Origin of the sequence: Corynebacterium sp. H113, from assembly GCF_037572315.1 — a bacterium.
Taxonomy (GTDB): domain Bacteria; phylum Actinomycetota; class Actinomycetes; order Mycobacteriales; family Mycobacteriaceae; genus Corynebacterium.
Genome location: NZ_JBBHKZ010000004.1, coordinates 175,849 through 200,058 on the forward strand (window position 1 = coordinate 175,849; position 24,210 = coordinate 200,058).

23 protein-coding genes are annotated in these 24,210 nt (G+C 56.5%); 12 read left to right on the forward strand and 11 right to left on the reverse strand.

Annotated elements, in window-relative coordinates:
- Positions 1 to 11 precede the first annotated feature (11 nt).
- Positions 12 to 812, reverse strand: a complete 801-nt coding sequence (locus tag WG938_RS09090) for an exodeoxyribonuclease III (protein ID WP_339979857.1) — start codon at positions 810 to 812, stop codon at positions 12 to 14.
- 89 nt (positions 813 to 901) lie between these two features.
- Between WG938_RS09090 and WG938_RS09095 the strand changes: the two genes are divergently transcribed.
- Positions 902 to 1,654, forward strand: coding sequence for an RDD family protein (locus tag WG938_RS09095; RefSeq protein ID WP_339979859.1), 753 nt, complete (start codon positions 902 to 904; stop codon positions 1,652 to 1,654).
- Positions 1,655 to 1,658: 4 nt separating this feature from the next.
- Here WG938_RS09095 and WG938_RS09100 read toward each other — a convergent pair whose 3' ends face one another.
- Both WG938_RS09100 and WG938_RS09105 read right to left on the reverse strand, forming a co-directional pair.
- The gene (locus WG938_RS09100; RefSeq protein ID WP_339979861.1) at positions 1,659 to 2,732 is read right to left on the reverse strand and encodes an N-acetylglutamate synthase, CG3035 family; all 1,074 of its coding nucleotides are present in this window, start codon (positions 2,730 to 2,732) and stop codon (positions 1,659 to 1,661) included.
- Positions 2,725 to 3,327: a peptide deformylase gene (locus WG938_RS09105; RefSeq protein ID WP_339979862.1), complete on the reverse strand. Its 603-nt coding sequence runs from the start codon at positions 3,325 to 3,327 to the stop codon at positions 2,725 to 2,727. The genes WG938_RS09100 and WG938_RS09105 overlap by 8 nt, the downstream gene beginning before the upstream one ends.
- A 45-nt stretch (positions 3,328 to 3,372) precedes the next feature.
- On the opposite strand from WG938_RS09105, the gene WG938_RS09110 reads away from it, so the two are divergent.
- From WG938_RS09110 to WG938_RS09125, 4 genes are all read left to right on the forward strand, one after another.
- Positions 3,373 to 3,729 carry a DUF3263 domain-containing protein gene (locus WG938_RS09110; protein WP_339979863.1) on the forward strand — a complete coding sequence of 119 codons (357 nt, stop codon included), beginning with the start codon at positions 3,373 to 3,375 and terminating at the stop codon, positions 3,727 to 3,729.
- Between the two features lie 45 nt (positions 3,730 to 3,774).
- The gene (locus WG938_RS09115) at positions 3,775 to 4,641 is read left to right on the forward strand and encodes a LytR C-terminal domain-containing protein (protein ID WP_339979865.1); all 867 of its coding nucleotides are present in this window, start codon (positions 3,775 to 3,777) and stop codon (positions 4,639 to 4,641) included.
- 128 nt (positions 4,642 to 4,769) lie between these two features.
- Positions 4,770 to 5,357: a hypothetical protein gene (locus WG938_RS09120; RefSeq protein ID WP_339979867.1), complete on the forward strand. Its 588-nt coding sequence runs from the start codon at positions 4,770 to 4,772 to the stop codon at positions 5,355 to 5,357.
- A 75-nt stretch (positions 5,358 to 5,432) separates the two neighbouring features.
- Positions 5,433 to 6,629 (forward strand): glutamate--cysteine ligase, encoded by a 1,197-nt coding sequence (locus WG938_RS09125; protein WP_339979869.1) that lies wholly within the window; start codon positions 5,433 to 5,435, stop codon positions 6,627 to 6,629.
- A gap of 13 nt (positions 6,630 to 6,642) precedes the next feature.
- On the opposite strand, the gene WG938_RS09130 is transcribed toward WG938_RS09125, so the two are convergent.
- From WG938_RS09130 to WG938_RS09155, 6 genes are read right to left on the reverse strand one after another with little or no spacing between them, the layout of a single operon-like run.
- Positions 6,643 to 6,996 carry a monovalent cation/H(+) antiporter subunit G gene (locus WG938_RS09130; protein WP_339979871.1) on the reverse strand — a complete coding sequence of 118 codons (354 nt, stop codon included), beginning with the start codon at positions 6,994 to 6,996 and terminating at the stop codon, positions 6,643 to 6,645.
- Positions 6,993 to 7,298 carry a monovalent cation/H+ antiporter complex subunit F gene (locus tag WG938_RS09135; RefSeq protein WP_339979872.1) on the reverse strand — a complete coding sequence of 102 codons (306 nt, stop codon included), beginning with the start codon at positions 7,296 to 7,298 and terminating at the stop codon, positions 6,993 to 6,995. Before WG938_RS09135 ends, WG938_RS09130 begins: the two co-directional genes overlap by 4 nt.
- A 5-nt stretch (positions 7,299 to 7,303) precedes the next feature.
- A complete protein-coding gene (locus WG938_RS09140; RefSeq protein WP_339979873.1) occupies positions 7,304 to 7,981 on the reverse strand; it encodes a Na+/H+ antiporter subunit E in 678 nt (225 codons plus the stop codon).
- Positions 7,929 to 9,632 (reverse strand): Na+/H+ antiporter subunit D, encoded by a 1,704-nt coding sequence (locus WG938_RS09145; protein WP_339979874.1) that lies wholly within the window; start codon positions 9,630 to 9,632, stop codon positions 7,929 to 7,931. Before WG938_RS09145 ends, WG938_RS09140 begins: the two co-directional genes overlap by 53 nt.
- Positions 9,622 to 10,119, reverse strand: coding sequence for a Na(+)/H(+) antiporter subunit C (locus WG938_RS09150; RefSeq protein ID WP_339979875.1), 498 nt, complete (start codon positions 10,117 to 10,119; stop codon positions 9,622 to 9,624). The genes WG938_RS09145 and WG938_RS09150 overlap by 11 nt, the downstream gene beginning before the upstream one ends.
- Complete coding sequence (locus tag WG938_RS09155; RefSeq protein ID WP_339979876.1) at positions 10,116 to 13,148, reverse strand: Na+/H+ antiporter subunit A; 3,033 nt, start codon at positions 13,146 to 13,148, stop codon at positions 10,116 to 10,118. The genes WG938_RS09150 and WG938_RS09155 overlap by 4 nt, the downstream gene beginning before the upstream one ends.
- 564 nt (positions 13,149 to 13,712) lie before the next feature.
- Here WG938_RS09155 and WG938_RS09160 point away from each other — a divergent pair.
- Together WG938_RS09160 and WG938_RS09165 are read left to right on the forward strand one after the other, a co-directional pair.
- Entirely contained in the window at positions 13,713 to 15,017 is a 1,305-nt protein-coding gene (locus tag WG938_RS09160) for a hypothetical protein (protein ID WP_339979877.1), read from the forward strand.
- A gap of 87 nt (positions 15,018 to 15,104) precedes the next feature.
- Positions 15,105 to 16,100, forward strand: a complete 996-nt coding sequence (locus WG938_RS09165; RefSeq protein WP_339979878.1) for an LCP family protein — start codon at positions 15,105 to 15,107, stop codon at positions 16,098 to 16,100.
- A gap of 24 nt (positions 16,101 to 16,124) precedes the next feature.
- Here WG938_RS09165 and WG938_RS09170 read toward each other — a convergent pair whose 3' ends face one another.
- Positions 16,125 to 16,682 (reverse strand): acetyl-CoA acetyltransferase, encoded by a 558-nt coding sequence (locus tag WG938_RS09170; protein WP_339979879.1) that lies wholly within the window; start codon positions 16,680 to 16,682, stop codon positions 16,125 to 16,127.
- A 294-nt stretch (positions 16,683 to 16,976) separates the two neighbouring features.
- On the reverse strand, positions 16,977 to 18,386 hold the full coding sequence (locus WG938_RS09175; RefSeq protein ID WP_339979880.1) for a dipeptidase: 1,410 nt from the start codon (positions 18,384 to 18,386) through the stop codon (positions 16,977 to 16,979).
- Between the two features lie 227 nt (positions 18,387 to 18,613).
- Between WG938_RS09175 and groL the strand changes: the two genes are divergently transcribed.
- From groL to WG938_RS09200, 5 genes are all read left to right on the forward strand, one after another.
- Positions 18,614 to 20,242 (forward strand): chaperonin GroEL, encoded by a 1,629-nt coding sequence (gene groL / locus WG938_RS09180; protein ID WP_339979882.1) that lies wholly within the window; start codon positions 18,614 to 18,616, stop codon positions 20,240 to 20,242.
- A 259-nt stretch (positions 20,243 to 20,501) separates the two neighbouring features.
- The gene (gene ppk2 / locus WG938_RS09185; protein ID WP_339979883.1) at positions 20,502 to 21,401 is read left to right on the forward strand and encodes a polyphosphate kinase 2; all 900 of its coding nucleotides are present in this window, start codon (positions 20,502 to 20,504) and stop codon (positions 21,399 to 21,401) included.
- Between the two features lie 295 nt (positions 21,402 to 21,696).
- A complete protein-coding gene (locus WG938_RS09190; protein ID WP_339979884.1) occupies positions 21,697 to 22,851 on the forward strand; it encodes an ABC transporter permease in 1,155 nt (384 codons plus the stop codon).
- Positions 22,848 to 23,585 carry an ABC transporter ATP-binding protein gene (locus WG938_RS09195; RefSeq protein WP_339979885.1) on the forward strand — a complete coding sequence of 246 codons (738 nt, stop codon included), beginning with the start codon at positions 22,848 to 22,850 and terminating at the stop codon, positions 23,583 to 23,585. Before WG938_RS09190 ends, WG938_RS09195 begins: the two co-directional genes overlap by 4 nt.
- A complete protein-coding gene (locus WG938_RS09200; protein WP_339979886.1) occupies positions 23,569 to 24,135 on the forward strand; it encodes a TetR/AcrR family transcriptional regulator in 567 nt (188 codons plus the stop codon). The genes WG938_RS09195 and WG938_RS09200 overlap by 17 nt, the downstream gene beginning before the upstream one ends.
- The last annotated feature ends 75 nt before the right edge of the window (positions 24,136 to 24,210 follow it).

The window sequence follows — 24,210 nt, forward strand, 5'->3', positions numbered from 1 at the left end:
AGAAATGCTTTCTAATTTAATGAGTAGTCCACGATGACGGGCGCATGATCCGAGGCGCCCTTACCTTTGCGCTCTTCTCGGTCAATGAAAGCACCTGTTGTAGTTTCCGCGAGGGCAGGGGAAGCAAGCTGGAAATCGATACGCATGCCCTGGCGTTTCTGGAATCGAAGCTTTTGATAGTCCCAGTACGTCCATTCGCCTTCGGTGAACTGGCGAGTCACATCTTTGAAACCGGTATCTTGCAAGGACTGGAATGCAGCTCGCTCAGCTGGGGTGACATGGGTTTTCCCCTCAAACGCAGCCATGTCCCAGACATCTTCGTCCAACGGAGCGATATTAAAATCGCCTCCGACCATTGCCTTTAGTGACGGGTCGTCGTCAAGCGAAGCGATACACGCAGCGCGGAGACGCGCCAAGAAGTCAAGCTTGTAGGTGAAATGTGGATCATCGATCTCTCGACCATTGGGCACGTAAACACTGTGCACACGAACTCCACCACAGGTAGCAGCGATATGGCGGGCTTCGAGAGCCTGCTCTTCTGCAGGGTCTTTATGGAAGCCAGGCTGATCGGGGAAGCCGACTGTGACATCGTCGATGCCCACGCGGGAAAGGATGGCGACGCCGTTCCATTGGTTCAGTCCGTGGTGAGCGACTTCGTAACCCAAGTCAGTGAAAACCTCTGTTGGGAACTGGTTGTCCTTACACTTCGTTTCCTGAACAGCCATCACGTCAATCTCGTGGCGCTGCAGGACCTCGGCCATTCGAGTCACCCGCGTTCGAGCGGAATTAACGTTCCACACACAGATTCGCATGCTCTCCACGGTACCTACTGGAACAAAGTTGAGGGGTGGCACGTTCTATTTACAGAGCAAGTGGGGAAGAAGGGAATTTATAAGGAGTCATGGCAGTGGATAAGGGACAACATCAGCGGGATCGGGATCCGTTTGCAGCTGACCCGTACGCGGTAAACCCTTTTGGGGTGCAGCAACCCCAGGTGCCGGGAATGCCCGTGCAGCCCGGCATGGCTCCAGTTGTGCATCCAGGGTTGACTCCCGAGATGGCGCCAGGCATGACACCAGCAATGAATCCCGCCATGCAACCACCTGCAACCTACGTTGGCTACCCAACAGTGCCAGCTAATCCCCGCATTACCCCAAGGACTATCGCGGCTGCGCAAGCTCAGGGCTATGACCCCGAAGCGGTGAATGCTCCGTTGCCGAAACGTGCGGCTGCCTTGTTTGCGGACTCGGTTGTGTACTGCATTCTCATGGCGCTAGTTCTCATGGGTGTCAATATTTTCGGTGGCTATCAAGCGTTTGATACTGCAGTGCTGACCATGCTCTTGGCAGGTCCACTCGGGTTCTATGGTTACCGCGCTGCTGGCGATGCAATTTTTGAAGGCTCGCCCGGCAAGCACATGCTCGGTCTGTCCATGACAGGTCGCAACTACATTCCTGTGTCAGGCAGCGATGGGCTGAAGCGCAATGTGTGGATCTTGCCGTCGATGATTCCGTTTGTGGGTTGGTTAGTTAGCTTCGGCATGCTGGTGTGGATGGCGTTTTCCGCGGGTGCAGATCCGCTGGGTCAAGGTGGACACGAACGGGCCATCGGTACTCGAGTAACGGAAAAGAAGGACAAGAAGGACCGAAGGTGAGCGATTAGCCTTCCCACAGCGCATAGCGGTGACGATGATGCTCGGCGAACCCCAAACTGCGATACAGCGCAACTCCAGCATCGTTACCGTCTACTACCTGCAAGTACGCGCTATCCGCTCCTGACTCTGCACCCCACTGCATCATATGTAAGCCAAGCAACGTCCCTAAACCACGACGGCGCAGATCTGGCGCTACCTCTACTGCGGAGAAACCCAGCCACGTGCGACCGTCGTCAGATTCGGTCAAGGTACCGCGAGTAATAGCGACAGTGCGTCGCTCGCCGTCAGTAGTGAGGACGAGCTGGCCGAAGCACATGCGTCCATCGATTTCTTTGCGCAGGAGTTCCAACGCGCCGTGGGGCAATTGCTTACCTCGGAAGTGATACAAATTTAGCCACTCGGCATCGGGCTGCGACAGTACTTCAGCGGTGATACCGTCGACGGTTTGGATGGCGGGGAGGTTGCCTAGCTCCCTTGTCATCACGATAATTTCGGGCCCCAACGACCAGCCGGGCGATTGCACCAGGGCTTGCGCGGGTTTACAGATCCGATCGGGCACGGCGATACGCACCGGCAACTGGTGACGTGCATAGAAGTCTCGAATGTCCTGCAGAGGTACTGGTTGTGTGCCCGCGCCGGGCCCAACGGGCAACGCCGAATTGGATCGCTCGGTGATGCCATCGCCGGCACGCAACAGCCAGTCGCCAACCCACTTGTGCTCGGTACCGGGGAATGCCTTTGCAGTAGCAAGCTCAACAGCACGAATATCTGCATTGCGAACCGTTCGTTCTGGCAACGCCTTCACCGTCACCAGCGAATACGGAGAAAAGTCGATCGCGGGCGCATCTTCGGGTGCGCGTTTTCCTGGTGCCTGCTGTGGACGCACGACAAACGGATCCAAACTCACGACGTAGCCGATCACATCCGTGACCTTTTTGCCCGACTGTGCCGCTTCTTTTGCAGTGAGCTCGCGCCGCACGATGACACGCTTGCCGACGGCTACCGTTCCCACACCCCAGCGATTAATGGGGAGATGAGCTAAAGGGTCAGCGTTGTGCGCTGGAGAGTGGTCATTCATTAGCGTCCGCGTCGATAGATTCGTGGCCGAATGGGTCTTCGTCTTCGCCAGGTAGCCAAGTAATCCCAGGCTCAGTCCAGCCGGCACGGCGGATTTCCTTCTTCGCCATGCGCTTCCACCGACCAGTGAGAACGTCGGTGTAGAGGAAGCCATCGAGGTGTCCTACCTCGTGCTGCAAGCAGCGGGCAAAGAAGCCGGTGCCTTCGACACGAATGTCGTTGCCGTTTTCATCGAGTCCGGTGACTGCTGCCCAGTCGGCGCGGTTCGTCGGAAAGCTGAGGCCTGGAACTGACAGGCAGCCCTCTTCGTCGGAGCCATCGTCCTGGGGCATGGTCTTCGGGATCTCGGTCGTTTCGAGAACCGGATTGATGACGCAGCCTTTGTGCCATACCCCGTCGTCATCAGGGCAGTTGTAGACGAACAGTCGCTTGTTGACGCCGACCTGATTGGCGGCCAACCCGACGCCGTTGGCAACCTCCATCGTTTCGAACATGTCTGCAATCAAAGTTGCCAACTCGGACACTGGCTCGGTGACAGGTTCGGTTGGGTTATGCAGGACGGGATCGCCACAAACGACGATTGGCATGATGGTCATAGACACATCGTACTGCTCGCCTTGGTGCCTATTACAGTGTGGAGCATGGCAGATAGCGAACCGTCGGCTGACGAGACCGCACAGGAGAAAGCTCAGGAAGTGACACCTGAAGCTGATGTGGGTTTCGGCCATGGCATTGATGCGGAGCTTGGCCGCAGAATGTTGATTTTCGAGAAGCGCTGGTCGCAGTCGGTTCGCCGTGGTGCGCGGGTTGCGGGTCTCCGTGAGGAGGCAATCCGGCGCGAGTTCGAGATGGATCCGGTTCGCTACCATCAGCGACTCAACTATTTGCTTGATTCACCACGCGCAGCGGCTGAGAATCCAGTCGTCGTACATCACTTGCGGCGACTACGGGATGGCGACCCAGACGATATGACATCCAGTACGTCAGACGATATCTAAACCTTTACTTCACAGTTAGGCTATGGGCTGAGTAGGATGTGGGGCGTGTCTGAGCAAAACTTCCCACCACGCCATCCTCGACCTGGTCGTCACCGCATGGAACCGAACGAGGCTTACGACGATGATTTCGTCGAAGAACCAGCCCCGTCGCAAGCTGCAGCAGCTGCACCATCGGGTGCCTCGACCGCAGCCCCAGCAGGTGCGAGCGCCACGGGTGCGACTGCTGCCGGTGCTGGAGCGGCCACCCCTTCGTCGACGGGGGCAGGTCTGCCACTGCGAAACCTCGCATTGGTGCTCATCTTCATTGGCGTGTGCTTAGTCGGTTATGGCATCTATGCATTCGCCACCAACGACTCTAACGACGGCACCACGAATGTTAACTCGGATGCTGTCGCTGCCAACGATGTGCAGAACGCACCTGGTGACAGTGGCCAGGCACCAGCTGTAGGTGCGGACAATGCCGGAGCGCCGAACAATGGTGCTGCACAGAACCCTGCCGGCCAGCCGGGTAATCCGGCTGCAGTCACCAAGGATGCAGCGAACCCCGGTAATGACGCCACGCCAGGTAGCGAAGGTAGCAACGGTGAAGCTAACGGAACGGCTGAGGAAGGCGCAGTTGACCGAAACGTGCCTGTCACGGTCCTGAACAACTCGATGCGAATTGGCCTCGCTGAAGAGCAGGCAGAGAAGCTTAGCGACGGCGGTTGGAAGCGTGTCGAGTCCGGCAATCTCCCAGAAGCCAACGGCATTTGGGAGAAGACCACGGTGCACTACACGGCGGGCAACGACGTCGAGAAGCGGGTCGCTGAGACCATTGCTGAAGAAAACGGTTGGGAAGTTGCAGAGCGCGGCGCAGGCCTCGACGGTACTCCGGGCGGGGTACTGGTCGTGGTAACTGAAGATGCGTTGTAAAGTTACGTCCGGATCTCGATGTGAGGCTTAGCTTGTGGGATTCCGTCCTGTGAGCTAGGCCCTTTTTCTGCACTTTTCCGTGCAGAGTTTTGAGTAATAGCTGCTGTAGCCAGGAGGAACTGCACCCCATGAAGCGTCGCTCGACCCAGTCGGCTTCGGCACTGACTGCCCTTATCTTCGCGTCGTTGACACTCGCAGCGTGCGGGGCACAGGATCCTGCGGAGTCGAAAGAAGCTCCGGTTGCGACGAGCGAGTCTGCAGCTGTCAGCACGAATCCAGATGCTCCGGAAATGTCGAAAGAAGAGTCAGAGCGGGAAGGTGGCTACAACTTCATTCGCACTGAGGATGACGGATCAACGACAGTGCTCAGCCACGTCGTCGTGTTGAGCGACGACGACTGGTACGGCATCGCGGAAGAGCAGGGTCAGTACACCGAGCTCGCCAAAGGCACGTACAAGGTCGTAGCACGCGGTGCGTCCGGTTGTGGTGGCGCAGGAACCAAGAGTGATGAAGGTCTCGGCGTCATTGGTGAGATCCACGTGAAGGACAAGGGCTCTGCAGATGTGTGGAGCACTCCAGCAAAGATCGACGCGGATTCTTTCACCACGGTTACCCTCATTGACGAAGAAGACAAGATTGTTGCCTGTGCGAAGGCTGTGTCGTGGACCGCTCCGTCGACAAGCGCAACCACCAGCACGTCTACCAGCTCTAACTAGGCCACGTGCCCACAGCTGAAACACTAGCGCGCGAAAGGTTATCGGAAGCGCTATTTAGTGTGGGAAAATAAAGACATGGTCGAGGATTTCGTTGGTTCGCCCGAACACACGCTAGGTATCGAATGGGAGATTGCGTTCGTAGATCGCGATACCCGCGATACCACCGCGCGTGCATCCGATGCACTCGAAATCATCGATGCTGCAAAGCCTGGGCACACCATCCAACGAGAGTTTCTCGCCAATACGGTGGAGCTGGTAACCGGAATCCACCACACTGTGCCTTCCGCCGTGGCAGATTTGTCCGGCCAGCTTGAGCTTGTGATGGACGCAGCCGACGAACTCGGTGTTGATGTCTGGTCGTCTGGCTCGCACCCTTTCGCGCGTGGCACTGCTCAGACCGTGAGTACGAAGTCTGCGTACGGTGAAATCATCAATCGCACCCAGTGGTGGGGGCGTCAAATGCTCATTTGGGGCATTCACGTTCACGTAGGGGTCCGCAGCGCAGATCGTGTGTGGCCAATCATCCAGGCATTGTTGACCAACCTGCCACACATTCTCGCTATCTCCAGCTCCTCGCCAGCATGGAATGGCGAGGACATGGGGTATGCCTCAAATCGCTCGTTGCTGTACCAACAGTTGCCAACGGCGGGGCTACCACCGGACGTGCATTCGTGGGATGAATGGACTTCGTACATGCACGACCAGACCCTTTCCGGCGTGATTAACCACACGAAGTCGATGCACATCGATATTCGACCCGTCGCAAAGTACGGGACCATCGAGATCCGTATCGCCGACGCAGCGTCGAATACGCATGAGTTGTCCGCCATCGCAGCGCTTATTCATTCGTTGGTCGTGCACTACGATGCACTGCTTGATGCGGGGGAGAGCTTGCCGACGATCCAGCCGTGGCACACCGAAGAGAACAAGTGGCGTGCGGCGCGATACGGCATGGATGCGCTGATCATTGTTAATCGTGACACTGATGAGAGATGGGTGAAAGAAGATCTCGCAGATTGGCTCACAGTACTGGAGCCCACTGCAGAAAAGCTTGGATGCACTGTTGAGCTGATGCGTGTGAACGACATCATTTCTGAAGGCGCTGGGTATGAGCGTCAGCGTCGCGCTGCTCAGGCTGCAGGGGCGCTACCGTCGCTGGTGACCGAAGATGAGGTGCGTGTCCATGAGGAGAAGTTGGGGCATTCCCCGTGGACAGCAGCTGTGGATCTATCTGTTCGGGAAATGAAGGCTGGTCGCCCGCTCGCCGAGTAGTGGTTTCTAGTTTTTACTTATCAGCGAGATCGTCACGTGAGAGGTGCTCGCGGTCGATGAGCCCTTCCTGTAGAGACACATGGCTGAGGCGATTACCGATCACTGGTGACGTCACGACCGCAAACGCTGCGATAAGAAGCAGCAGGCCGAGGTCGCCGTACACCGTTGCGCCACCTTCACTATGGACAACGACGTGTAGAAATGTGCCGAGCATCGCCAGCAACAGCCCCAGTGTTTGAGGCTTCGACGACGCGTGCATTCGGCTGACCGTATCGCGGAACCGCGCTAGACCGAATGCCGCAGCGAGACAGAACAACGCACCAACGAGGATGAGCGTAATGGCCACAATATCAAGGGCGAGGATCATTGCTGGCTCACTTCCTTCTTTGCGGACTTCTTGTCGTCGGGAAGCCGAAAGCTTGCCACCGACAGCGACGAAATGAATCCCAATAATGCGATGACCAGCATCGCATAAACGACAGAGGTGTCAAAGGTCCACACGATGTAGGCGCACAGCATGCCCTGCATCATGTTGATCATGGACTCGAGACTAACGAGTCGGTCAAGCGAGTTAGGCCCGGCCAACAATCGTCCGAGGGCGACCATGGCTGCGATGAAATAGATGACCGCAGCGACCGCGAGCAGCAAATGAAAAACCTCGGGGTTCATAGGTCCTACTCCTCATCCTCAACGTCTCGGTTTTCAAAGGCACGGATGACGCGACGTTCCATACGAGTCAACTGTGCAATGGTGTCATCGATCTTCGCCGTCGACGAGCCATCCAGGATGTGCATCGTCACTGTGCGATGAGCGCGACTCTTATCAATGACCAGGCCACCAGGCTGCAAATTGATTAAAGCGATCGCAGAAGCCAGTGTCAGGTCATCCCGGGTACGCATTGGGACGATGATGATCGCGCCCGGTGGCGGGTCGGAACGGCGCAATGCAATCCATGCCACCGCAAACGAGGCTTTGATGAAATCAATGAACCACGATGCAAACAAGCGGATCATGGCCGGCCAGTTCAACCTGATATTGCTGACTGGAACACGTGGCATTGGCATCAGAATCGAGATCAGCAGTGCAACAGCGATACCACCAGCGATGTTGCCCCACGACGATTCGCCCCACAGCAGAACCCACATGATGATGACCCACGTGAACATCACCAACGAGGGACGTGCAGCTCTACGCCGAGGCCTCAAGAGTGATCCCAAGCGGTGATTGGGACGTCTTCGGCTAGGTGGTGCCGTCACATCTGCCGACTGCATGGTTGGTTTCTGTGAAGAAGAGTGAGGACTATCGGCCATTGGAGCCCCCTTCCGAAACAGCGGTGTCACGAACATTCTCATGAGAATCGGACCACGGTTGCAGATCACGGCCAGCGTCTTCTAAGGTGCTGTCCGGAGCAGCAGCGCCTTCTACACCGAGAACTGCTTCACGGTAGTGCTGCACATCCGACACGTTTGCTGCAGCTCGCTCCGCGATCCCCGACAGTGGGCCAGCAACGACCGACACCGCAACCGAAGCGACAACCAAGAACATGGTGGGAGCCACCATGCCGATTGGCATCCGGCCAACATCTTCACGTTCTTCCAGCGATACCGTTTCGGTGCGCTCGCGCAGGGTCGCTGGGCGCGCCAATACAGTGTCGCCGTCTGGAGCATCCGACCGGTCGCGCCAGAACGCCTTCGACCAGACGATTACCATCGTGTACAGCGTCAAAAGCGAGGTCACGATTGCGCCAGCCACCACAATCCATGCGGTTGTGCTGCCTACTTGCGCACCAGCTTGGATTAGCATGACCTTGCCGATGAAGCCCGAAAACGGCGGGATGCCACCCAGATTGAGAGCTGGAACCAGGTACAACAGCGCAAGCAAAGGCGATGCTTTTGCCAGCCCACCGAGCCTGCGTAGCGACGACGACCCCGCCTGTCGTTCAATGAGTCCCACCACAAGGAACAATGCCGTTTGCACCAAAATGTGGTGAACGATGTAGAAGATGGCACCAGTAAGGCCCAGCTCGTTGCCCAGCGCAATGCCGAAAATCATGTAGCCAATGTGCGACACGAGGGTGAATGACAACAATCGTTTGATGTCGTTCTGAGCCATGGCACCGAGGATGCCCAGCAGCATCGTCGCAAGGCCCGCCCACATTAGCACGCTGTCTAAACGGCCGTCTGGGAACATAATGGAACGGGCACGGATAATGGCGTACACACCAACTTTGGTGAGCAAACCTGCGAACACTGCGGTGACCATGGATGGCGCAGTGGGGTAGGAGTCCGGTAGCCACGAATACATCGGGAACACTGCGGCTTTCACTGCGAAAGCGACGAGAAGCGTTGCAAAGATTGCGGTGCGGGTGCCGGATGGAATCTCTTCCATACGCAGTGAAATATGCGCAAAGTTCACTGTGCCAACCGCCGCGTACACCAAGCCAATGGCGAGCAGGAACACCATTGATGACAGCATATTTACCATCACATACGACACTCCGGCACGGATTCGCGCTGCAGAGGCGCCGAGTGTGAGCAGCACGTACGACGCGACGAGCAGCACCTCAAAACCGACGTACATGTTGAACAAGTCTCCAGCGAGGAACGCCATGGAAACGCCCATGTTCAACAACATGTAGGAGGGGATGAACACGGAAATCGGGTCGTCGTCATCACCGTCGCGAATACCCTGCCCGATGCCGAACCAGTGGACCGCGAAGAGCACAAGTTGTGAAACGGCCACCATCACTGTCGACAGACCATCAGCGACCAGAGTGATGCCAATCGGCGCGTCCCAGCCTCCAGTTTGCAACGTATGAATACCGTTGTCGTGAATCAAGTAGACCAGCAGCAATGACAGTACGACGAGCACTAGCAACGCCGCCAGGCTGAGCAGCTGTTGCATACGTGGATGCCTGGACAACAACAGGGCAATCGCAGCGGTCGCTGCCGGAATGATGATAGGCAGTGGGATGAGAAGGAGGATGAGCTGCTCAGTCGTCATGACTCTCACCTTCCTCCACAGGCTTCTCGAAGCTCATGGGGCCGAACTGGTCGCCCGCTTCAGTGTGGCGTCCGGTCATTGGGTCATCGGAACGATCGTGATCCGGCGCAGCTGATGGATCGTCGAGACTGCGACGTGCCACGGACTGGTCCTCAAAGTCATCCTGGACGTTATCGCTGATGCGGTAACGATGCTGGCGATACGCAAGAGCCAGCAGGAACGCAGTCATACCCATCATGATCACGATGGCTGTCAAAATGAACGCCTGAGGTAGCGGATCTGCTGTCGTTTCGGCCTGTGTAGAACCTCGGCCCCAAATAGGAGGAGCACCAGGTGCGCCACCGCCAATGAGAATCAACAGGTTGATGCCATTGCCCATGAGCAACAGTCCCATCAGCATTTTGGTGAGCGCACGATCGAGGAACAGGTACACACCAGTTGCTACCAGGATGGCGACAGTCGCCAGTAGAACGAAGTTGATGATCACTGCTTCGTCGCCTCCTTCTTATCGTCTGCTGTTGGCCTATTGTCCGAGGTTGGTTCGAGCTTTGGCATGGCCACACGTCCAGCCTTGGAACGAATAGGTCGGGTGCGGCCCAGCTTTGTCAATGTGACACGACGGGAACGAGCACGCTCGGCACGCTGCTCAGTTTCGACGTCGATTCGCCCGCCCAAACTGCGCAAGATGTAGGTCACGGTGCCAATGACCACGAGGAAAACACCGAGGTCGAATAGAAGCGGTGACACCAGGTTTATCTTCCCGAGAAGCGGTACTTGAAGCGAGGCATACTCACTGGATAATGGTGGCCGTTGGAAAGCCATTGGCCACAGCGCGGATAGTGCAGCAAGGATCAGGCCAGATCCAAGGATCTTATCGGTGCTGATTGGTACGGTTTCCAGGAGCTCGAAACGTCCGCCAGCGAGGTATCTCAAGGTAATCGCCAGGCCTGCTACCAAACCGCCGGCAAAGCCACCGCCAGGGGCGTTATGACCAGCAAAGAATAGATATGCGGCAAGCACCAGCATGGATGGGAACAGCAGTCGCGTAATAACAACCACCATCATCGGGCGCCCGTGCTTACCCATCGCAGTATCTGATGTGGTCAGCCACCGAGGACTGCGTGCACGACGAGCTTTCTGCGTCGCAGCGCGAGACGGATTATGAACCGTATGCGTACGGAACACCAGCGACGCAATACCCACCGCCACAATCACCAGTACTGAAATTTCGCCGAAGGTATCCCACGCACGAATGTCCACGAGCAACACATTCACTGCATTCGCGCCGTGGCCAATGTCTAATGCGAGCTCCGGAATACGCTCCGAGATAGGGGCGCTACTACGCGCTGCCATGGCAAATGCCCCCAGCGTTGCGACGGCCAAGCCCACGGCAATCGCCAACCATGCTCGATGGCGTTCCAAGCCGGTTGGCTGGTCCGACGTCTTCGTGGGCAGGGTGCGCAAAACGAGGACAAAGACCACCATGACAATGGTTTCGATGAGTAGCTGCGTCAAAGCCAAGTCCGGGGCACCATACAGTCCGAAGAGAAGCGCCAAACCGTAGCCGGTGACACCGACCATGATGACGCCCGACAACCTATTCCTCATCCGCGTTGTAGCCAACGCAGCAATCACGATGATGAAGGCCGCAGCGCCCTGAGGCGCAGAGTCCCACAGCACCATCTCTAGATTGTTGCGTTCACCCAGCAGTAGCGCGGAAATTGGCACGAAAATGAGCACCGTCAAAATGGTGGCTTCGGTAAACGGCAGAGAACCACGCTGGGTGGCAGCGGTAACGCGCAACGACAGCTTTCGAGCGCCATCCAGAATCGCATCATATGCAGAGTCCGCATCGCCCAAAGCGGGCTGCTCAAAGTTGAGTTGACGCACGAGCTTGCGTTGCCAGTGCATGATGCCACCGAGACTAAGAATTGCCACGGTCAGCACCAACGGCATCGTGATGCCATGCCACAAGGCAAGGTGTGTGGCATGTTCGGATTCAATGAATGATTCGTGCAGATATGGGCTGATGACGGCGTCGTAAAGCTGTGGAGCAAGGCCTGTACCCAAACCAGCGATGGCCAGCAGCCAAGCAGGTCCAAGCATTTCGCCACCCGGCGCCGACATTTTCTGAACAGCCTCTGAACGGCCACCGCCCGTCGGGTGTGTCGATGGCTTAGTACTAAATGCACCGTTCATGAAGTACAGCGAGTACGCCACCGTGAGGATCGACCCGATCACCACACCAGCGGTAGTGAAAACGCTGGGCATACCCGTTAGCACTTCGGCAGATAAAGCTGCATCGAGCGCGGCTTCCTTTGCGACGAATCCAAAGAAAGGCGGCACTCCAGCCATCGAGCAAACAGCCAGACCAGCGATAATAATCAGCTGTGGTTGAGCACGGCCAAGGCCCGACAGCTTGCGGACATCACGGGTGCCCGTCGTGTGGTCGATAGCGCCGACAACCATGAACAGGGTTGCTTTGAACATGGCATGACCAAGCGTCAGGGCCAGAGCGGCGAGAATGGCTGCGCGGGTGCCGATCGATGTGATCGTCATAATGAAGCCCAACTGCGACACCGTGCCGTAGGCCAAGATGAGCTTGAGGTCTTTCTGACGCAGCGCCATCCAGCCAGCCATCACCATCGTGACCAGACCAAGCGGGATAATCGCGAAATGCCAGGTCGGGGTGGGGCTGAAGGTTGGGGACAACCGTGCGATAAGGAAGATGCCCGCCTTCACCATTGCAGCGGAATGCAAGAACGCTGATACCGGGGTCGGCGCTGCCATCGCGCCAGGCAGCCAGAAGTGGAATGGCGCGATTGCCGATTTCGTCAGTGCGCCCAGGATCAGAAGTACAACTGCTACAGAAATCGCTGGAGTGCCCAGTTGGCTCATCTTCAGTGCGCCCATGGCCGTGAGCTCGGAAAACGTCCAGAATCCAGTCGTAATGCCCATCAAGACGATGCCAACGAGCATTACCAGGCCCCCCAGCGTCGTTACCAGGAGAGCTTGTCCAGCTGCTCGTCGCGACGAAGCACGTTCTGCGTAGTACCCAACCAAAAGGAACGACAGTACCGAGGTGATCTCCCAGAAGATGTACATGAGCAACATGTTGTCGCTGACAACAAGGCCATACATGGCCGCGGCAAATGCAACCATTTGGGCGGCGAAAGTGCTTACGCGACGGCGTTTACCGTAGGGAGGATTGGGGAAATAGCCGGCGCAGTACACCAGAACAAGGACGCCAATTGTGAGGACAAGCGTTCCGAACAGCGATTCCAAAGACCCCAGTCTCAACGTTGCATTGAGGTGGATCGCGGGGATCCACTCGAAATGTTCAACTCGTGGAGAAGCGTTGGAATGCGAGACGTGCGTCGCAAGTTGAGTTCCGGTCCACACAGCACCGCCAGCAAGAGGAAGAGCGAGTACGTGGAAGCCACGTGTACCAAATCGACGAATTATCCATGGTGCAACCATCGCGGTAGCGGAAAGGATGCAAAGGATGAAAGTCACAACTCCATAATGAATAAGGTGAACTACTCGGCGCAACCCAATCTGGGGTTATCTACAGGCGCAGACAAATGTGGAGACATGTCCGTAATGCCGAGTTGTGGTCATGACCACTATCTTTCAGGTGATTTTCTTCCGACCATTCTTGAAGGTGAGCCAGGAATTCGCTCTGTCTCGCCGATAGTAGGTGAATATTTTGTGAACTAGCAGGGACGTTTTGGTCTGAAGAATCGGAGCTTTAGGAAATGAATAAAGAGAAAAAGTGACGAAAATGCTCTGAAACGGAGGCACAGACGAGAGGTGTACCGTATGACCCCCTGTAGGGGGCTGGCCACTATGGGAGATACGCTGCGTTGCCTAGAAGTCACGATGTAACGAAGATAGGCTTGAACACGATGTACTAGATAATTGGTGGTCAATTGCGCAAAATCCCGCGGAGAATGTGTGAGGGAAAGTGTAAGGAAGCCACCAAGGTGTAAAACGAAAGACTGCTAACAGCGAAAATCACCACAATTCGCTCGGCATATTTCGGTTTAACGGCTCGGGTTTTCTTACAAAGGAGCTGCCGTGGCAGATCTGAAAGGTCGCACGTTAGGCGTGCTGGCAAACGTGCAGGAATCTGTACAAAATCGTGGAGGTGTGAAGCTTTCACGAAAGGTTGTTATTACTGGACTCGTTGCAGTGGTGATGATCGCCAGTTATGTAGCCCTGATTTGGATGCTGCTCAATTATGGTAGCGATATCTGGCTTCCTGCTGCATTGTTGGGCACTGCTTTGGCGATCCCAACGGGACTGTGGTTCTGGCAGCAGATTCAGGCTTTGCGCACACCGGAGAGTGATTCGGTTGCTCTCGTGAGTGCGGACGAATGTGACGATGACGTGGTGTCGTTCGACGAAGATGAGTTCTTCAAGGCTCTCAACGAGTGGGACAGCGACGAGAAGCAGCGCAATCAGGTCGAGGTTTTCTGGACTGATGAGCAGCGCTCGGAGTACTCCGCTATGTGGACACGTGCGAATAGCGGCGCCAGCCCTAAGGTTTCCGCATTTGAAGATCACAATATGCGCCAGTGGATGATGGTCGCGCCGGTTACTGCAATTTTTGCAGTACTGGGTATGTTTTCGCTGACGGGAATCGATAATTCCCCAATTTCTTTGGCCGCTGTCACTGGTGAAGAAGAGGCGGTTGCGCAGAACGGGAGCGAGAAGTCGCGCGACACTTTCATCGCTGCTGGGCTCGACGGTAATCCACATACTGCGGTTCCGGTTGCAGCATCTGGTCTGCCAGCTCAGCCAGCAGGTGTCCCAAATCGAGCAGAAGGGCTGCTAGCGAAGCTTCGCAATCTGTCTGCTCAGGCAACAATGAATAGTGCTGGTGTTACTCGAACCCTGCCAGTGAACACTCCAGCGCCAGGTCAATCAGCAGTGGCACCACGCCCGGAGTCAGCTATCCCAGGTGCTGTGCCACCACATGCGCCAGCTTCAGGTGAAGTGCCACCACCAGCACCTGGTGGCGAACCTGCACCCGCTCCAGCTCCTGCGCCGGGTGAAGTTCCTCCGCCGGCTCCTGCGCCTGCCCCAGCCGACGTGCCACCTCCTCCGCCATCCACAGCGGAGCCAGCGCCTAGCTCGCCACCTGTCGCTGATCGCCCGATCCTCGACCCGGGCGAGTCAACAACGACGCCAGCACCAAGTGAACCTTCTGAAACCACGGCTCCTGAAGAGACCGAAACTCCACAAGAGAAGTGTGAGCTCGACGAAGATGGGAAGCCATTGGAGGGCGAAGCCAAGGAAGAGTGCTTGAAGAAGCGCGAAGAGGAAAAGGCAAAGCTCCGCGAAACGGAAATGCCAAGTGCGGTGGAGCCACAACCGTAATCGAATAATGTAACCGACGAAAAGAACGGCAAGCGATTAAACTAATCGCTTGCCGTTCTTCTCTTAATGACCGAAAGCTGCCGCCTCATGTCCAGAGTTCTCAAACGCACAATTCTTGCGTTTGTCATCGTCCTCGTCGTGTTTGCACTAGTGGCAGGCGGATTCTTGCTGTGGCTGTACAACGGTGTGCAGACATACGGGTCGTCGGAAGGTGGAAAATCCAGCATTGAAGACGGTGACAACACTTTCCTCCTCATGGTTCGTGATACCAGGGCAGGGGAAAACGCTGATGTTATGGAATCGGCAGCAGAAAGTGACACAGCAGACGGCGGACGCACAGACTCCATGATCCTCGTCAACATCCGAGTGGGGCAGGCAATCGATATGGTGTCGCTACCACGTGACTTGATGGTGAGTATCCCGGCCTGTGAAACCGCAGATGGGACAACCACGAAGCCTTCGAAAGCAAAGATCAACGCAGCCTACGCATATGGTTCACGAGGCGACGATGCGGATGTTGCATCACCTTACGGAATTGAGTGCGCGGAGAAGACCGTCGCAAAGCTCACTGGCATTGATGTCGATGGTTCCGCAGTCATGGATGCATTTGCGGTAAAGGAAATCGTGGATGGGATCGGCGGGGTTGAGCTGTGCGTTTCAACCGACCAGGCTGCTGAGCTCGAACAAGTTGAGGCTGGGTGTCACGTGGTTGATGGGGACGCGGCGTTAGAGTATTCCCGCGCGAGAAAAGGCGTTGATGATGGATCGGATCTGTCGCGAATTGAACGCCAGCACAAACTACTTAAGGCAGTGTCGACGAAGCTGTCGGAAAACAGTGACCCGCGCCAGTCTGCCAACCTACTTCTGCTATCGCGAAAGCTGGGTCAGCATTTAACTGTGGATTCTGGAATGCGGTCGATGGGTAACGCAGCGCAGGTTTTGGCCACGATTCGAACCGGCAAACTAAATATGGCCACAACACCGACAGTGTGGGCACCGGATGGTGTCAACCTTGTCGTTGCACCAGAAGCGAAGACCTGGTGGAAAGCGATGAAAGAAAACCAGCCCGTCCCGATGGACTAGGCCGGAGTAACACCGCCCCAGGCCTTAGCTGTGCAGGCGGTTAGCTGCGCAGACCATAGCCGTCATGATGGAATCTTCCGGAGTCTGACCGAAGCCCATCGTCCACACACTGTGGTTGTTGAAAGCAGCGTAGATAAAGGTTGCGGTTGCTTCGAAGATCTCGAACTGGTGGAACTCAACGATCTCGACCCGGTAGCCAGCGTCTGCCAGCATGTTGGTGGTAGCGGAGACAGGTCCCATTGCTTCGAGTTCCATCGACTGAACACGCTCAGAGTCGGTGCCACGACCGGTGATGAGTTCTGCGAAGTACGTCGAGCGACCAGCGCGACCCTTCTCCACGTCGAATGACTGGATTCCCAGCTGGCCATGGCTTGGGGAGTACGTGTTCATGAACGTGCGCCAATCCATACCGCGTGCTTCCTGGCGAAGTCCACGTGGCAGGCGGTGTCCAAATCGAGCGCGGAATGGATCTTCAGCGAACGTGCGGCTGGTGCTGGACTCCTTGCCTTCAGGAACCTGAGGCTCGGTGAACATCATAGAAGTGGACGTGTTCTTAGGAGTGCGCATAGTGGTGGAGAACATTCTGTTTCGGTCCTTCATTGAATAAGAAGAGTTTCAAGATGTGAGTGGACCAACCGGTTTTGGCTTCAGGTGCGGCCAGAGACCCCGTGCGGAGGGGTTAGTCGTGGCCTCCACCGGGGTTCGTAGCCTTGGCTACTCGAATAGCCGTGGCTACTCGGGAAAGAATGTTCTTCTGCATGCAGGCGAGAATAGTGCATCTTAAAGCTGTGACGCAACTCATTCTCCCACGATTGGTGCATGTCGGAGAATTATGTAGTGCCATCAGTAATGAAGAAATAGCTGTTTATCGTGCAGTTATGCGGGGGTCACAGTTTTCACAAAATTCCCAAGAAAGATTGCCTCCGCAATGGCGATATCCCGAATTTCGTGTGGATCAACCGACTCGTCAGCCGAATGAATTGCACATTGTGGCTCCTCAACGCCAAACAGCGCGATGTCTGCATTCGGCACTGCTTCCAGCAGCGTTGCACACAGCGGAATCGACGCACCCTCACCCATATTGGCGGTCGGCTTCCCGTACGCCGCTTCCAGTGCTGCTGATACTTGCTTTACGACGTCGCCGTCAGTGTCTGTACCGAACGGGTACGCAAGCTCGTCGCGAGTGATCGTGAGCTTGACGTTCCACGGCGCATGCGCCTCGATGTGCGCTACCAGGGCATCTTGTGCCTGCTGTGGGTCAACGCCGGAGGGGATGCGGAAGTTGATATGTGCCGTAGCACTCGCTGGAATCGCGTTGACTGCGTTGGTGGCCGGTGGGCAGTCGATACCAGTGACGATCACAGCAGGGCGGGCCCACGTGAGATCGGAGACGGTGTTGCTTGTTCCGTCCGTCGTCAAGCTGACGCCATCAAGGACTCCTGCGTCGGAACGGAACGTGTCGGCATCGTACTCGAGGCCGTCCCATTTCTGAGCGCAGTCGAGGCCGTCGATGCTGGTGGCGCCGGTCTCGTCACGAAGGCTATCGAGAACGCGGATGAGTGCAGCCAGGGCATCAGGAGCTGCGCCGCCGAACATGCCGGAGTGGACAGGCTGTTTCAGGGCATCCACGCGGACATCGATATCTGCGGTGCCGCGAAGTGTTGTGACCAGGGTTGGCTGGCCAACTTCGGCATTGCCGACATCTGCAATAAGAATGACGTCTGCCTGGAAAAGGTCCGGCTGGGTAGCGATCAGGTTGTTCAGGCCTGCAGAACCGCGTTCCTCGGACCCTTCGACGATGATTTTGATGGTTGGCATCGGCTGGTTTGCATTGACTTCCCGCAGCGCGCGCAACGCGGCCAAGTGCATTACGACATTGCCCTTGCAGTCGGCCGTGCCACGGCCATACCAGCGTCCATCGCGCTCAGTGAGAGTCCATGGGTCGTCGGTCCATGCGGCGATGTCGCCGGCCGGCTGAACGTCGTAATGCGAATAGAGAAGGACAGTCTTCGCATTCGGGTCAGACTCAGGCAACGAACCAGGCAGAGTCCCAGATAGCGCGATCGAACCGTCGATGGTGTTGTGCTGTGTGAGCTCAACACCGGCATCCGCAAACATTGCGACGGTCGCAGTCGCAGCGTCACGGCATGCCTGGGCTGTTTCCTCGGTCCCATGTACGGAAGGAAATGCGACCAGCTCGGTGAGCTGCTGCTTAATGGTGTCACGCTGCGCAGTGATGTGGTTGCGAAGGCGCGTGGTCAATTCATTATTAATAGTGTCGCTCATGCAGCCAGTGTAAACGGAGCCTCGGATTGGCGGAAAGCTTGCACTCATAGCGGTCGAGTGCTAAAAACATGACTTAGCACTTCGGTTATCTGAGTGCTAAAAATAAACGAACTGAACACGGTTAGTTGGGTGAGATGCGGGGTGACACTTCCTCGTATCGATGCCGTCGCGGGCGCCTGACTGACTCCATGTAAGTGTCGTCAACTTTACGGAGGATCGTAAGCCTCATGGCAAAGATCATTGCTTTCGACGAGGAGGCCCGTCGCGGTCTCGAAAAGGGTCTGAACACCCTGGCCGATGCCGTTAAGGTAACGCTGGGACCAAAGGGTCGCAATGTTGTCCTCGAGCGTAAGTGGGGCGCACCGCTTATTACTAATGACGGTGTTTCCATCGCTCGTGAGATTGAGCTGGAAGACCCTTACGAAAAGATCGGCGCAGAGCTGGTCAAGGAAGTCGCTAAGAAGACTGACGACGTCGCTGGTGACGGCACCACCACCGCTACCGTCCTGGCACAGGCACTCGTTTCCGAGGGTCTGCGTAACGTTGCTGCTGGCTCGAACCCAATGGGTATCAAGCGTGGCATCGAAAAGGCAGTTACTGCTGTTACTGACAAGCTGCTGGAATCCGCTAAGGATGTTGAGACCAAGGAGCAGATCGCTGCTACCGCTGGTATCTCTGCTGGCGATCCAGAAATTGGTGAGCTGATTGCAACCGCTATGGACAAGGTTGGCAAGGAAGGCGTCATCACCGTTGAAGAGGCCAACACCTTCGGCCTCGACCTGGAGCTGACCGAGGGTATGCGCTTCGACAAGGGCTACATCTCCGGTTACTTCGCAACCGACATGGAGCGCCAGGAAGCTGTCCTGGAGGACCCATACATCCTCCTGGTTTCCGCAAAGATCTCCAACATCAAGGATCTGCTCCCACTGCTGGAGAAGGTCATGCAGTCCGGCAAGCCACTGCTCATCATCGCTGAAGACGTTGAGGGCGAGGCTCTGTCGACCCTGGTCGTCAACAAGATCCGTGGCACCTTCAAGTCTGTTGCTGTGAAGGCTCCAGGCTTCGGTGACCGCCGCAAGGCAATGCTGCAGGACATGGCTATCCTGACCGATGGCCAGGTCATTTCCGAGGAAGTTGGCCTGTCCCTCGAAACCGCAGACCTGCCACTGCTCGGTCGCGCTCGCAAGGTTGTTGTGACCAAGGACGAGACCACCATCGTTGAGGGTGCTGGCGACCAGGCTGCTATCGAAGGCCGCGTCAACCAGATCCGTGCAGAGATCGAGAACTCCGACTCTGACTACGACAAGGAGAAGCTGCAGGAGCGCCTGGCTAAGCTGGCTGGCGGCGTTGCAGTTATCAAGTCCGGCGCTGCTACCGAGGTTGAGCTGAAGGAGCGTAAGCACCGCATTGAGGACGCTGTCCGCAACGCAAAGGCCGCTGTTGAAGAGGGCATCGTTGCAGGTGGTGGTTCCGCACTGCTCCAGGTTGCACACGTACTTGACGACGAACTCGGCCTGGAAGGCGACGAAGCCACCGGTGTCCGTATCGTCCGTACCGCACTTGGTGCGCCACTGAAGCAGATCGCTCTGAATGCTGGCCTCGAAGCCGGCGTTGTCGCAGAAAAGGTTGCAGGCTTGCCGCTGGGCGAGGGCCTCAACGCTGCTACCGGTGAGTACGTTGACCTGATGGCTGCAGGAATCAACGACCCAGTGAAGGTCACCCGCTCTGCACTGCAGAACGCAGCGTCCATCGCTGCACTGTTCCTCACCACCGAGGCAGTTGTTGCAGATAAGCCAGAACCTGCAGCACCAGCAATGCCAGGTGCAGATGACATGGGCGGCATGGGCGGTTTCTAACCACCGACCCTGCTGACTAGGTGAAACCAGAATAGTTTCTCCACGTCAGAAGCGTGATTGAGAAGCGTCGTGTTCTTCGGAACACGACGCTTCTTGTATTGTCTGCCCATTTTCACATCGGGTAGCAGTGATGTGGGGAGGGGATCGTCGTCAAGTGGATAGGCTAAGGGCACCCCAACCAAAAATGTGACATGTATCGAAAGTGGAGTTCCTCAGTTCTGGGGTCAATCGCGGGGAAGAATCCGGGTACGATAGTGGTATGGCTGACAAGAATGAAGAGGACTTCCACATCGTCGATTTGGCGAAGACCGAAGGTTACGTCGTCGATGACTCTGACGATGATGATCCAGTGCTGGTCACTCCAGATGGGCAACCAGTAACCACGTGGCGCGAAGACTACCCGTATGAAGAGCGCATGACGCGCAAGGAATACGAAAAGACCAAGCGTAAGCTGCAGATCGAGCTTCTGAAATGGCAGAACTGGACCAAGGAAACAGGTCAGAAGCACATCATTATTTTCGAAGGCCGTGATGCTGCTGGTAAGGGCGGCACGATCAAGCGCTTCAACGAACACCTCAATCCTCGTGGTGCCCGTGTCGTTGCGTTGGAGAAGCCATCTCCACGTGAGTCGAAGTCGTGGTACTTCCAGCGATACATTGAGCACTTCCCATGCGGTGGCGAAATCGTCTTCTTCGACCGTTCTTGGTACAACCGCTCGGGTGTAGAGCGCGTCATGGGTTTCTGTACTGAATCTCAGCACGCGGAGTTCTTGCGTGAGGTGCCAATGCTGGAGAACATGCTGCTTGGCTCCGGTATCTCTCTGACCAAGCTGTGGTTCTCTGTTACCCAGAAGGAACAGCGCACCCGCTTCGCAATCCGCCAGGTTGACCCAGTTCGCCAGTGGAAGTTGTCGCCAATGGACCTTGCCTCCCTGGATCGTTGGGACGACTACACCCGCGCTAAGGAAGAGCAGTTCCGTTACACCGATACGGACGAATCTCCGTGGATCACCATTAAGTCGAACGACAAGAAGCGTGCGCGTCTGAACGCGATGCGTTACGTTCTGTCGAAGTTCGAATACACGGAGAAGGATCACGAAGTTGTGGGCGAGCCTGACCCATTGATTGTGAAGCGTGGCCGCGACCAGATTGGTGACTAGGCTTTTGCTGGCTACGTGTGGCTAGCTGAGATTGGCTGGCTGCAAACGTGGCGCTAGTGTCTCGTGCAGAAATGAACCCGAACCCCAGGTGGGGCTCGGGTTTTCTTCTGTTTTTGGGGCTGCTGGTGTTTGTCGTGCACGGCAAGTGCAACTCCGGCTGGCACGTCCCATTAGGTGCAACCCCTGGCAGAAACTACCCGTTTTTCCTGGTCGAAGCGAGATTACATGTTATCAACATAGCGTTGTTAAGATAACGACGTACTGTTGTTAACTCTCGCTAAACCGAAGGAAAATCATGTATTTAGCGTGGCGCGAAATGCTCTTCGCGCGTAGTCGATTTCTGCTCATGGGCCTCGTGCTCGGACTGATGTCGATTCTGATTGTTATTATTTCTGGCCTGACCTCGGGTTTGGTCAATGATGGTGTCTCTGGTCTGAAGGCCTTTGATGCCGACGTGGTCGCCTTTGAAGAAGGAACCCAGACCGATTCGGCGTTCACCAGGTCCCAGATCAACCTGGCTGATGCGGATGCTCTCGCTGCTGATGGTGCAGTTTCTGAAGCAGCGCCACTTGGTCTGACCATTGCAAATGCCAAAAACCAGGATGGTGTCCCCGTTGACCTCACTCTGATCGGTGTGCTGCCAGATTCATTCTTGGCACCCGAGGGTCTGCCCGAGATGGCGGCACCGGAAAGCCGAAAAGCTGACGAAGCAACCTCGACTCCGCATGAAGTCATCCTCTCCAACAGCTTTGAAGATGACGGCATGAAGGTCGGCGACACCATCACGCTAGAGCGCTTGAACACCGAGTTCACGGTCACCGGTTTCACTGATGAACAGCGCACTTTCGGTCACGTCGGCTTGGCCTACACCCCAATGGACGTATGGCAGGAAGTTCACGCTGGTGCGCGCAACGGTGAAGCCGCACGACCAGAGGCCTATGATGTGGCTTCGGTTGTGGTGGCGAGGACCGTCGATAAGCCAGAAGTGGAAGCTCTGTCTGAGAACTCCGGTTTGGATGTGCGGACGCTGAAGGAGTCGTTCAATTCTTCTCCAGGTTACTCGGCGGAAACGCTGACGCTGACGATGATCCAGTGGTTCCTATACATTATTGCTGCCCTGGTCACGGGTGCTTTCTTCCTAGTGTGGACCATTCAGCGAGCCGGTGATATTGCGGTGATGCGCGCGATGGGTGCGACTCGTGGATTCTTGATGAAGGACTCGCTGGGGCAAGCCATTGTCATCCTGGTTGTGTCCATCTTCCTCGGAGTTGCAGTCGCAACCGCAATGGGCTTCGGCCTCGAACAGTCCCCGATGCCGTATCTGATGGAACTATGGCCAGTGGTCACCGGTGCCATCACGCTATTCATCGCCGGTTTGATTGGTGCACTAGTTGCCGTCTTCCGCGTCACCAGAACTGATCCGCTCAACGCGCTGGGAGAGAACCGATGAGCACTATCGATAACAATGCCGCTGCTGCCGGCTCCAACACCACCGCAACCAGCACTCCAGCGCTGAATCTGCGTGATGTCAGCATTTCGTATGGCGATGGCGACAGCGTCGTGCACGCGCTTGATGGCGTGAGCCTGACTGTCAATGCAGGCGAGTTCGTTGCCGTCGTTGGACCATCAGGCTCCGGAAAGTCTACGTTGCTAGCTGTGGCTGGTGCGTTGACCAGCCCGGATAGTGGCGTGGTGGAAGTAGCTGGCCAGGATATTACGAACTTGGACGATGCCAGCTTGGCCAAAATTCGCCGCAATCACATCGGCTTCGTGTTCCAGTCCACCAGCAATCTTCCTTCGTCGCTAAAGACTATCGAGCAGCTCGAACTAGCAGCCCGGATTCAGGGCAAGCGTGGCCGTCGCAGTAATGAAGAACTGCTCGAGGCCGTCGGCATGGCCCACCGCGCCAGCTACCGTCCGGGACAGCTCTCGGGTGGCGAGCGTCAGCGTGTGGGCATTGCTCGCGCTCTGGCGTCAGGCCCAGATTTGCTGCTGGTCGACGAACCAACGGCAGCGTTGGACCGCAATCGTTCGCATGAAATCGTGAAACTCCTGGCACAGGAATGCCACGAATTGGGTGTGGCCGGAGTTATGGTCACACACGATGTTGAGGTGCTGGAGCACTGTGACCGCGTCTATGAAATGACGGATGGTAGGCTCTCGGAACATGCCGAAGATCACTGAGCCGACTGTTTCGCAGCATCGAGCTGTGCAGCATAAAGCTGTGCTCGATGCAGCAGAACGTTTGATAGTTGCTTCTGGTGGAACGGTGCCATCGGTATCCGAGGTTGCCGCGGAGGTGGGGCTGGCTCGCCCCAGCGTCTATGCCTACATCACCTCGAAAGAGGATCTTCTTATTCAGCTGCTGCTCAAGGTCATTCCGCAGTGGTTGGAAGAGTTGGAAGACGCGTTAGCGAAAAACTCCGCCCCCACGCGGCCGTCGGTGATCACCTACGTTGATGTGACACTGGATCTATTCCTCCACGGTTCGCACGGCCCGCTGATGATCGCCGCTGGGAACTTCCCGCAGGCGTTCGCGGATCCGCGGGTGCAAGAAGCACACGACGCAATTGAACCAGCGCGCCAGCGTCTGATCGGTGGTTCGGCCATTGCGTTTTCGCTTATCGACGCCGCCATCGCGCGCGGCAGCGAGCTTATCGGCCAGTCGCCGGAAAGCAAGGACGAAGTCGTGGACAATCTGCACGCTATGGCTAAGGGTGTTTTCGCTCTGTAAGTGCGTGCGCGTTCGTCGCATACGTAGCCACAAAAGGCCAAACACGGGCAGGTTAGAGCAGGCTCAATCAACAGC

What these genes read in the sequence shown, in the direction of transcription:
- WG938_RS09090 (WP_339979857.1), bottom strand. Translation starts at nt 812, where the DNA reads ATGCGAATCTGTGTGTGGAACGTTAATTCCGCTCGAACGCGGGTGACT.
- WG938_RS09095 (WP_339979859.1), top strand. Translation starts at nt 902, where the DNA reads ATGGCAGTGGATAAGGGACAACATCAGCGGGATCGGGATCCGTTTGCA.
- WG938_RS09100 (WP_339979861.1), bottom strand. Translation starts at nt 2,732, where the DNA reads ATGAATGACCACTCTCCAGCGCACAACGCTGACCCTTTAGCTCATCTC.
- WG938_RS09105 (WP_339979862.1), bottom strand. Translation starts at nt 3,327, where the DNA reads ATGACCATCATGCCAATCGTCGTTTGTGGCGATCCCGTCCTGCATAAC.
- WG938_RS09110 (WP_339979863.1), top strand. Translation starts at nt 3,373, where the DNA reads ATGGCAGATAGCGAACCGTCGGCTGACGAGACCGCACAGGAGAAAGCT.
- WG938_RS09120 (WP_339979867.1), top strand. Translation starts at nt 4,770, where the DNA reads ATGAAGCGTCGCTCGACCCAGTCGGCTTCGGCACTGACTGCCCTTATC.
- WG938_RS09125 (WP_339979869.1), top strand. Translation starts at nt 5,433, where the DNA reads ATGGTCGAGGATTTCGTTGGTTCGCCCGAACACACGCTAGGTATCGAA.
- WG938_RS09130 (WP_339979871.1), bottom strand. Translation starts at nt 6,996, where the DNA reads ATGATCCTCGCCCTTGATATTGTGGCCATTACGCTCATCCTCGTTGGT.
- WG938_RS09135 (WP_339979872.1), bottom strand. Translation starts at nt 7,298, where the DNA reads ATGAACCCCGAGGTTTTTCATTTGCTGCTCGCGGTCGCTGCGGTCATC.
- WG938_RS09140 (WP_339979873.1), bottom strand. Translation starts at nt 7,981, where the DNA reads ATGAGAATGTTCGTGACACCGCTGTTTCGGAAGGGGGCTCCAATGGCC.
- WG938_RS09145 (WP_339979874.1), bottom strand. Translation starts at nt 9,632, where the DNA reads ATGACGACTGAGCAGCTCATCCTCCTTCTCATCCCACTGCCTATCATC.
- WG938_RS09165 (WP_339979878.1), top strand. Translation starts at nt 15,105, where the DNA reads ATGTCCAGAGTTCTCAAACGCACAATTCTTGCGTTTGTCATCGTCCTC.
- WG938_RS09170 (WP_339979879.1), bottom strand. Translation starts at nt 16,682, where the DNA reads ATGTTCTCCACCACTATGCGCACTCCTAAGAACACGTCCACTTCTATG.
- WG938_RS09175 (WP_339979880.1), bottom strand. Translation starts at nt 18,386, where the DNA reads ATGAGCGACACTATTAATAATGAATTGACCACGCGCCTTCGCAACCAC.
- groL (WP_339979882.1), top strand. Translation starts at nt 18,614, where the DNA reads ATGGCAAAGATCATTGCTTTCGACGAGGAGGCCCGTCGCGGTCTCGAA.
- ppk2 (WP_339979883.1), top strand. Translation starts at nt 20,502, where the DNA reads ATGGCTGACAAGAATGAAGAGGACTTCCACATCGTCGATTTGGCGAAG.
- WG938_RS09190 (WP_339979884.1), top strand. Translation starts at nt 21,697, where the DNA reads ATGTATTTAGCGTGGCGCGAAATGCTCTTCGCGCGTAGTCGATTTCTG.
- WG938_RS09195 (WP_339979885.1), top strand. Translation starts at nt 22,848, where the DNA reads ATGAGCACTATCGATAACAATGCCGCTGCTGCCGGCTCCAACACCACC.
- WG938_RS09200 (WP_339979886.1), top strand. Translation starts at nt 23,569, where the DNA reads ATGCCGAAGATCACTGAGCCGACTGTTTCGCAGCATCGAGCTGTGCAG.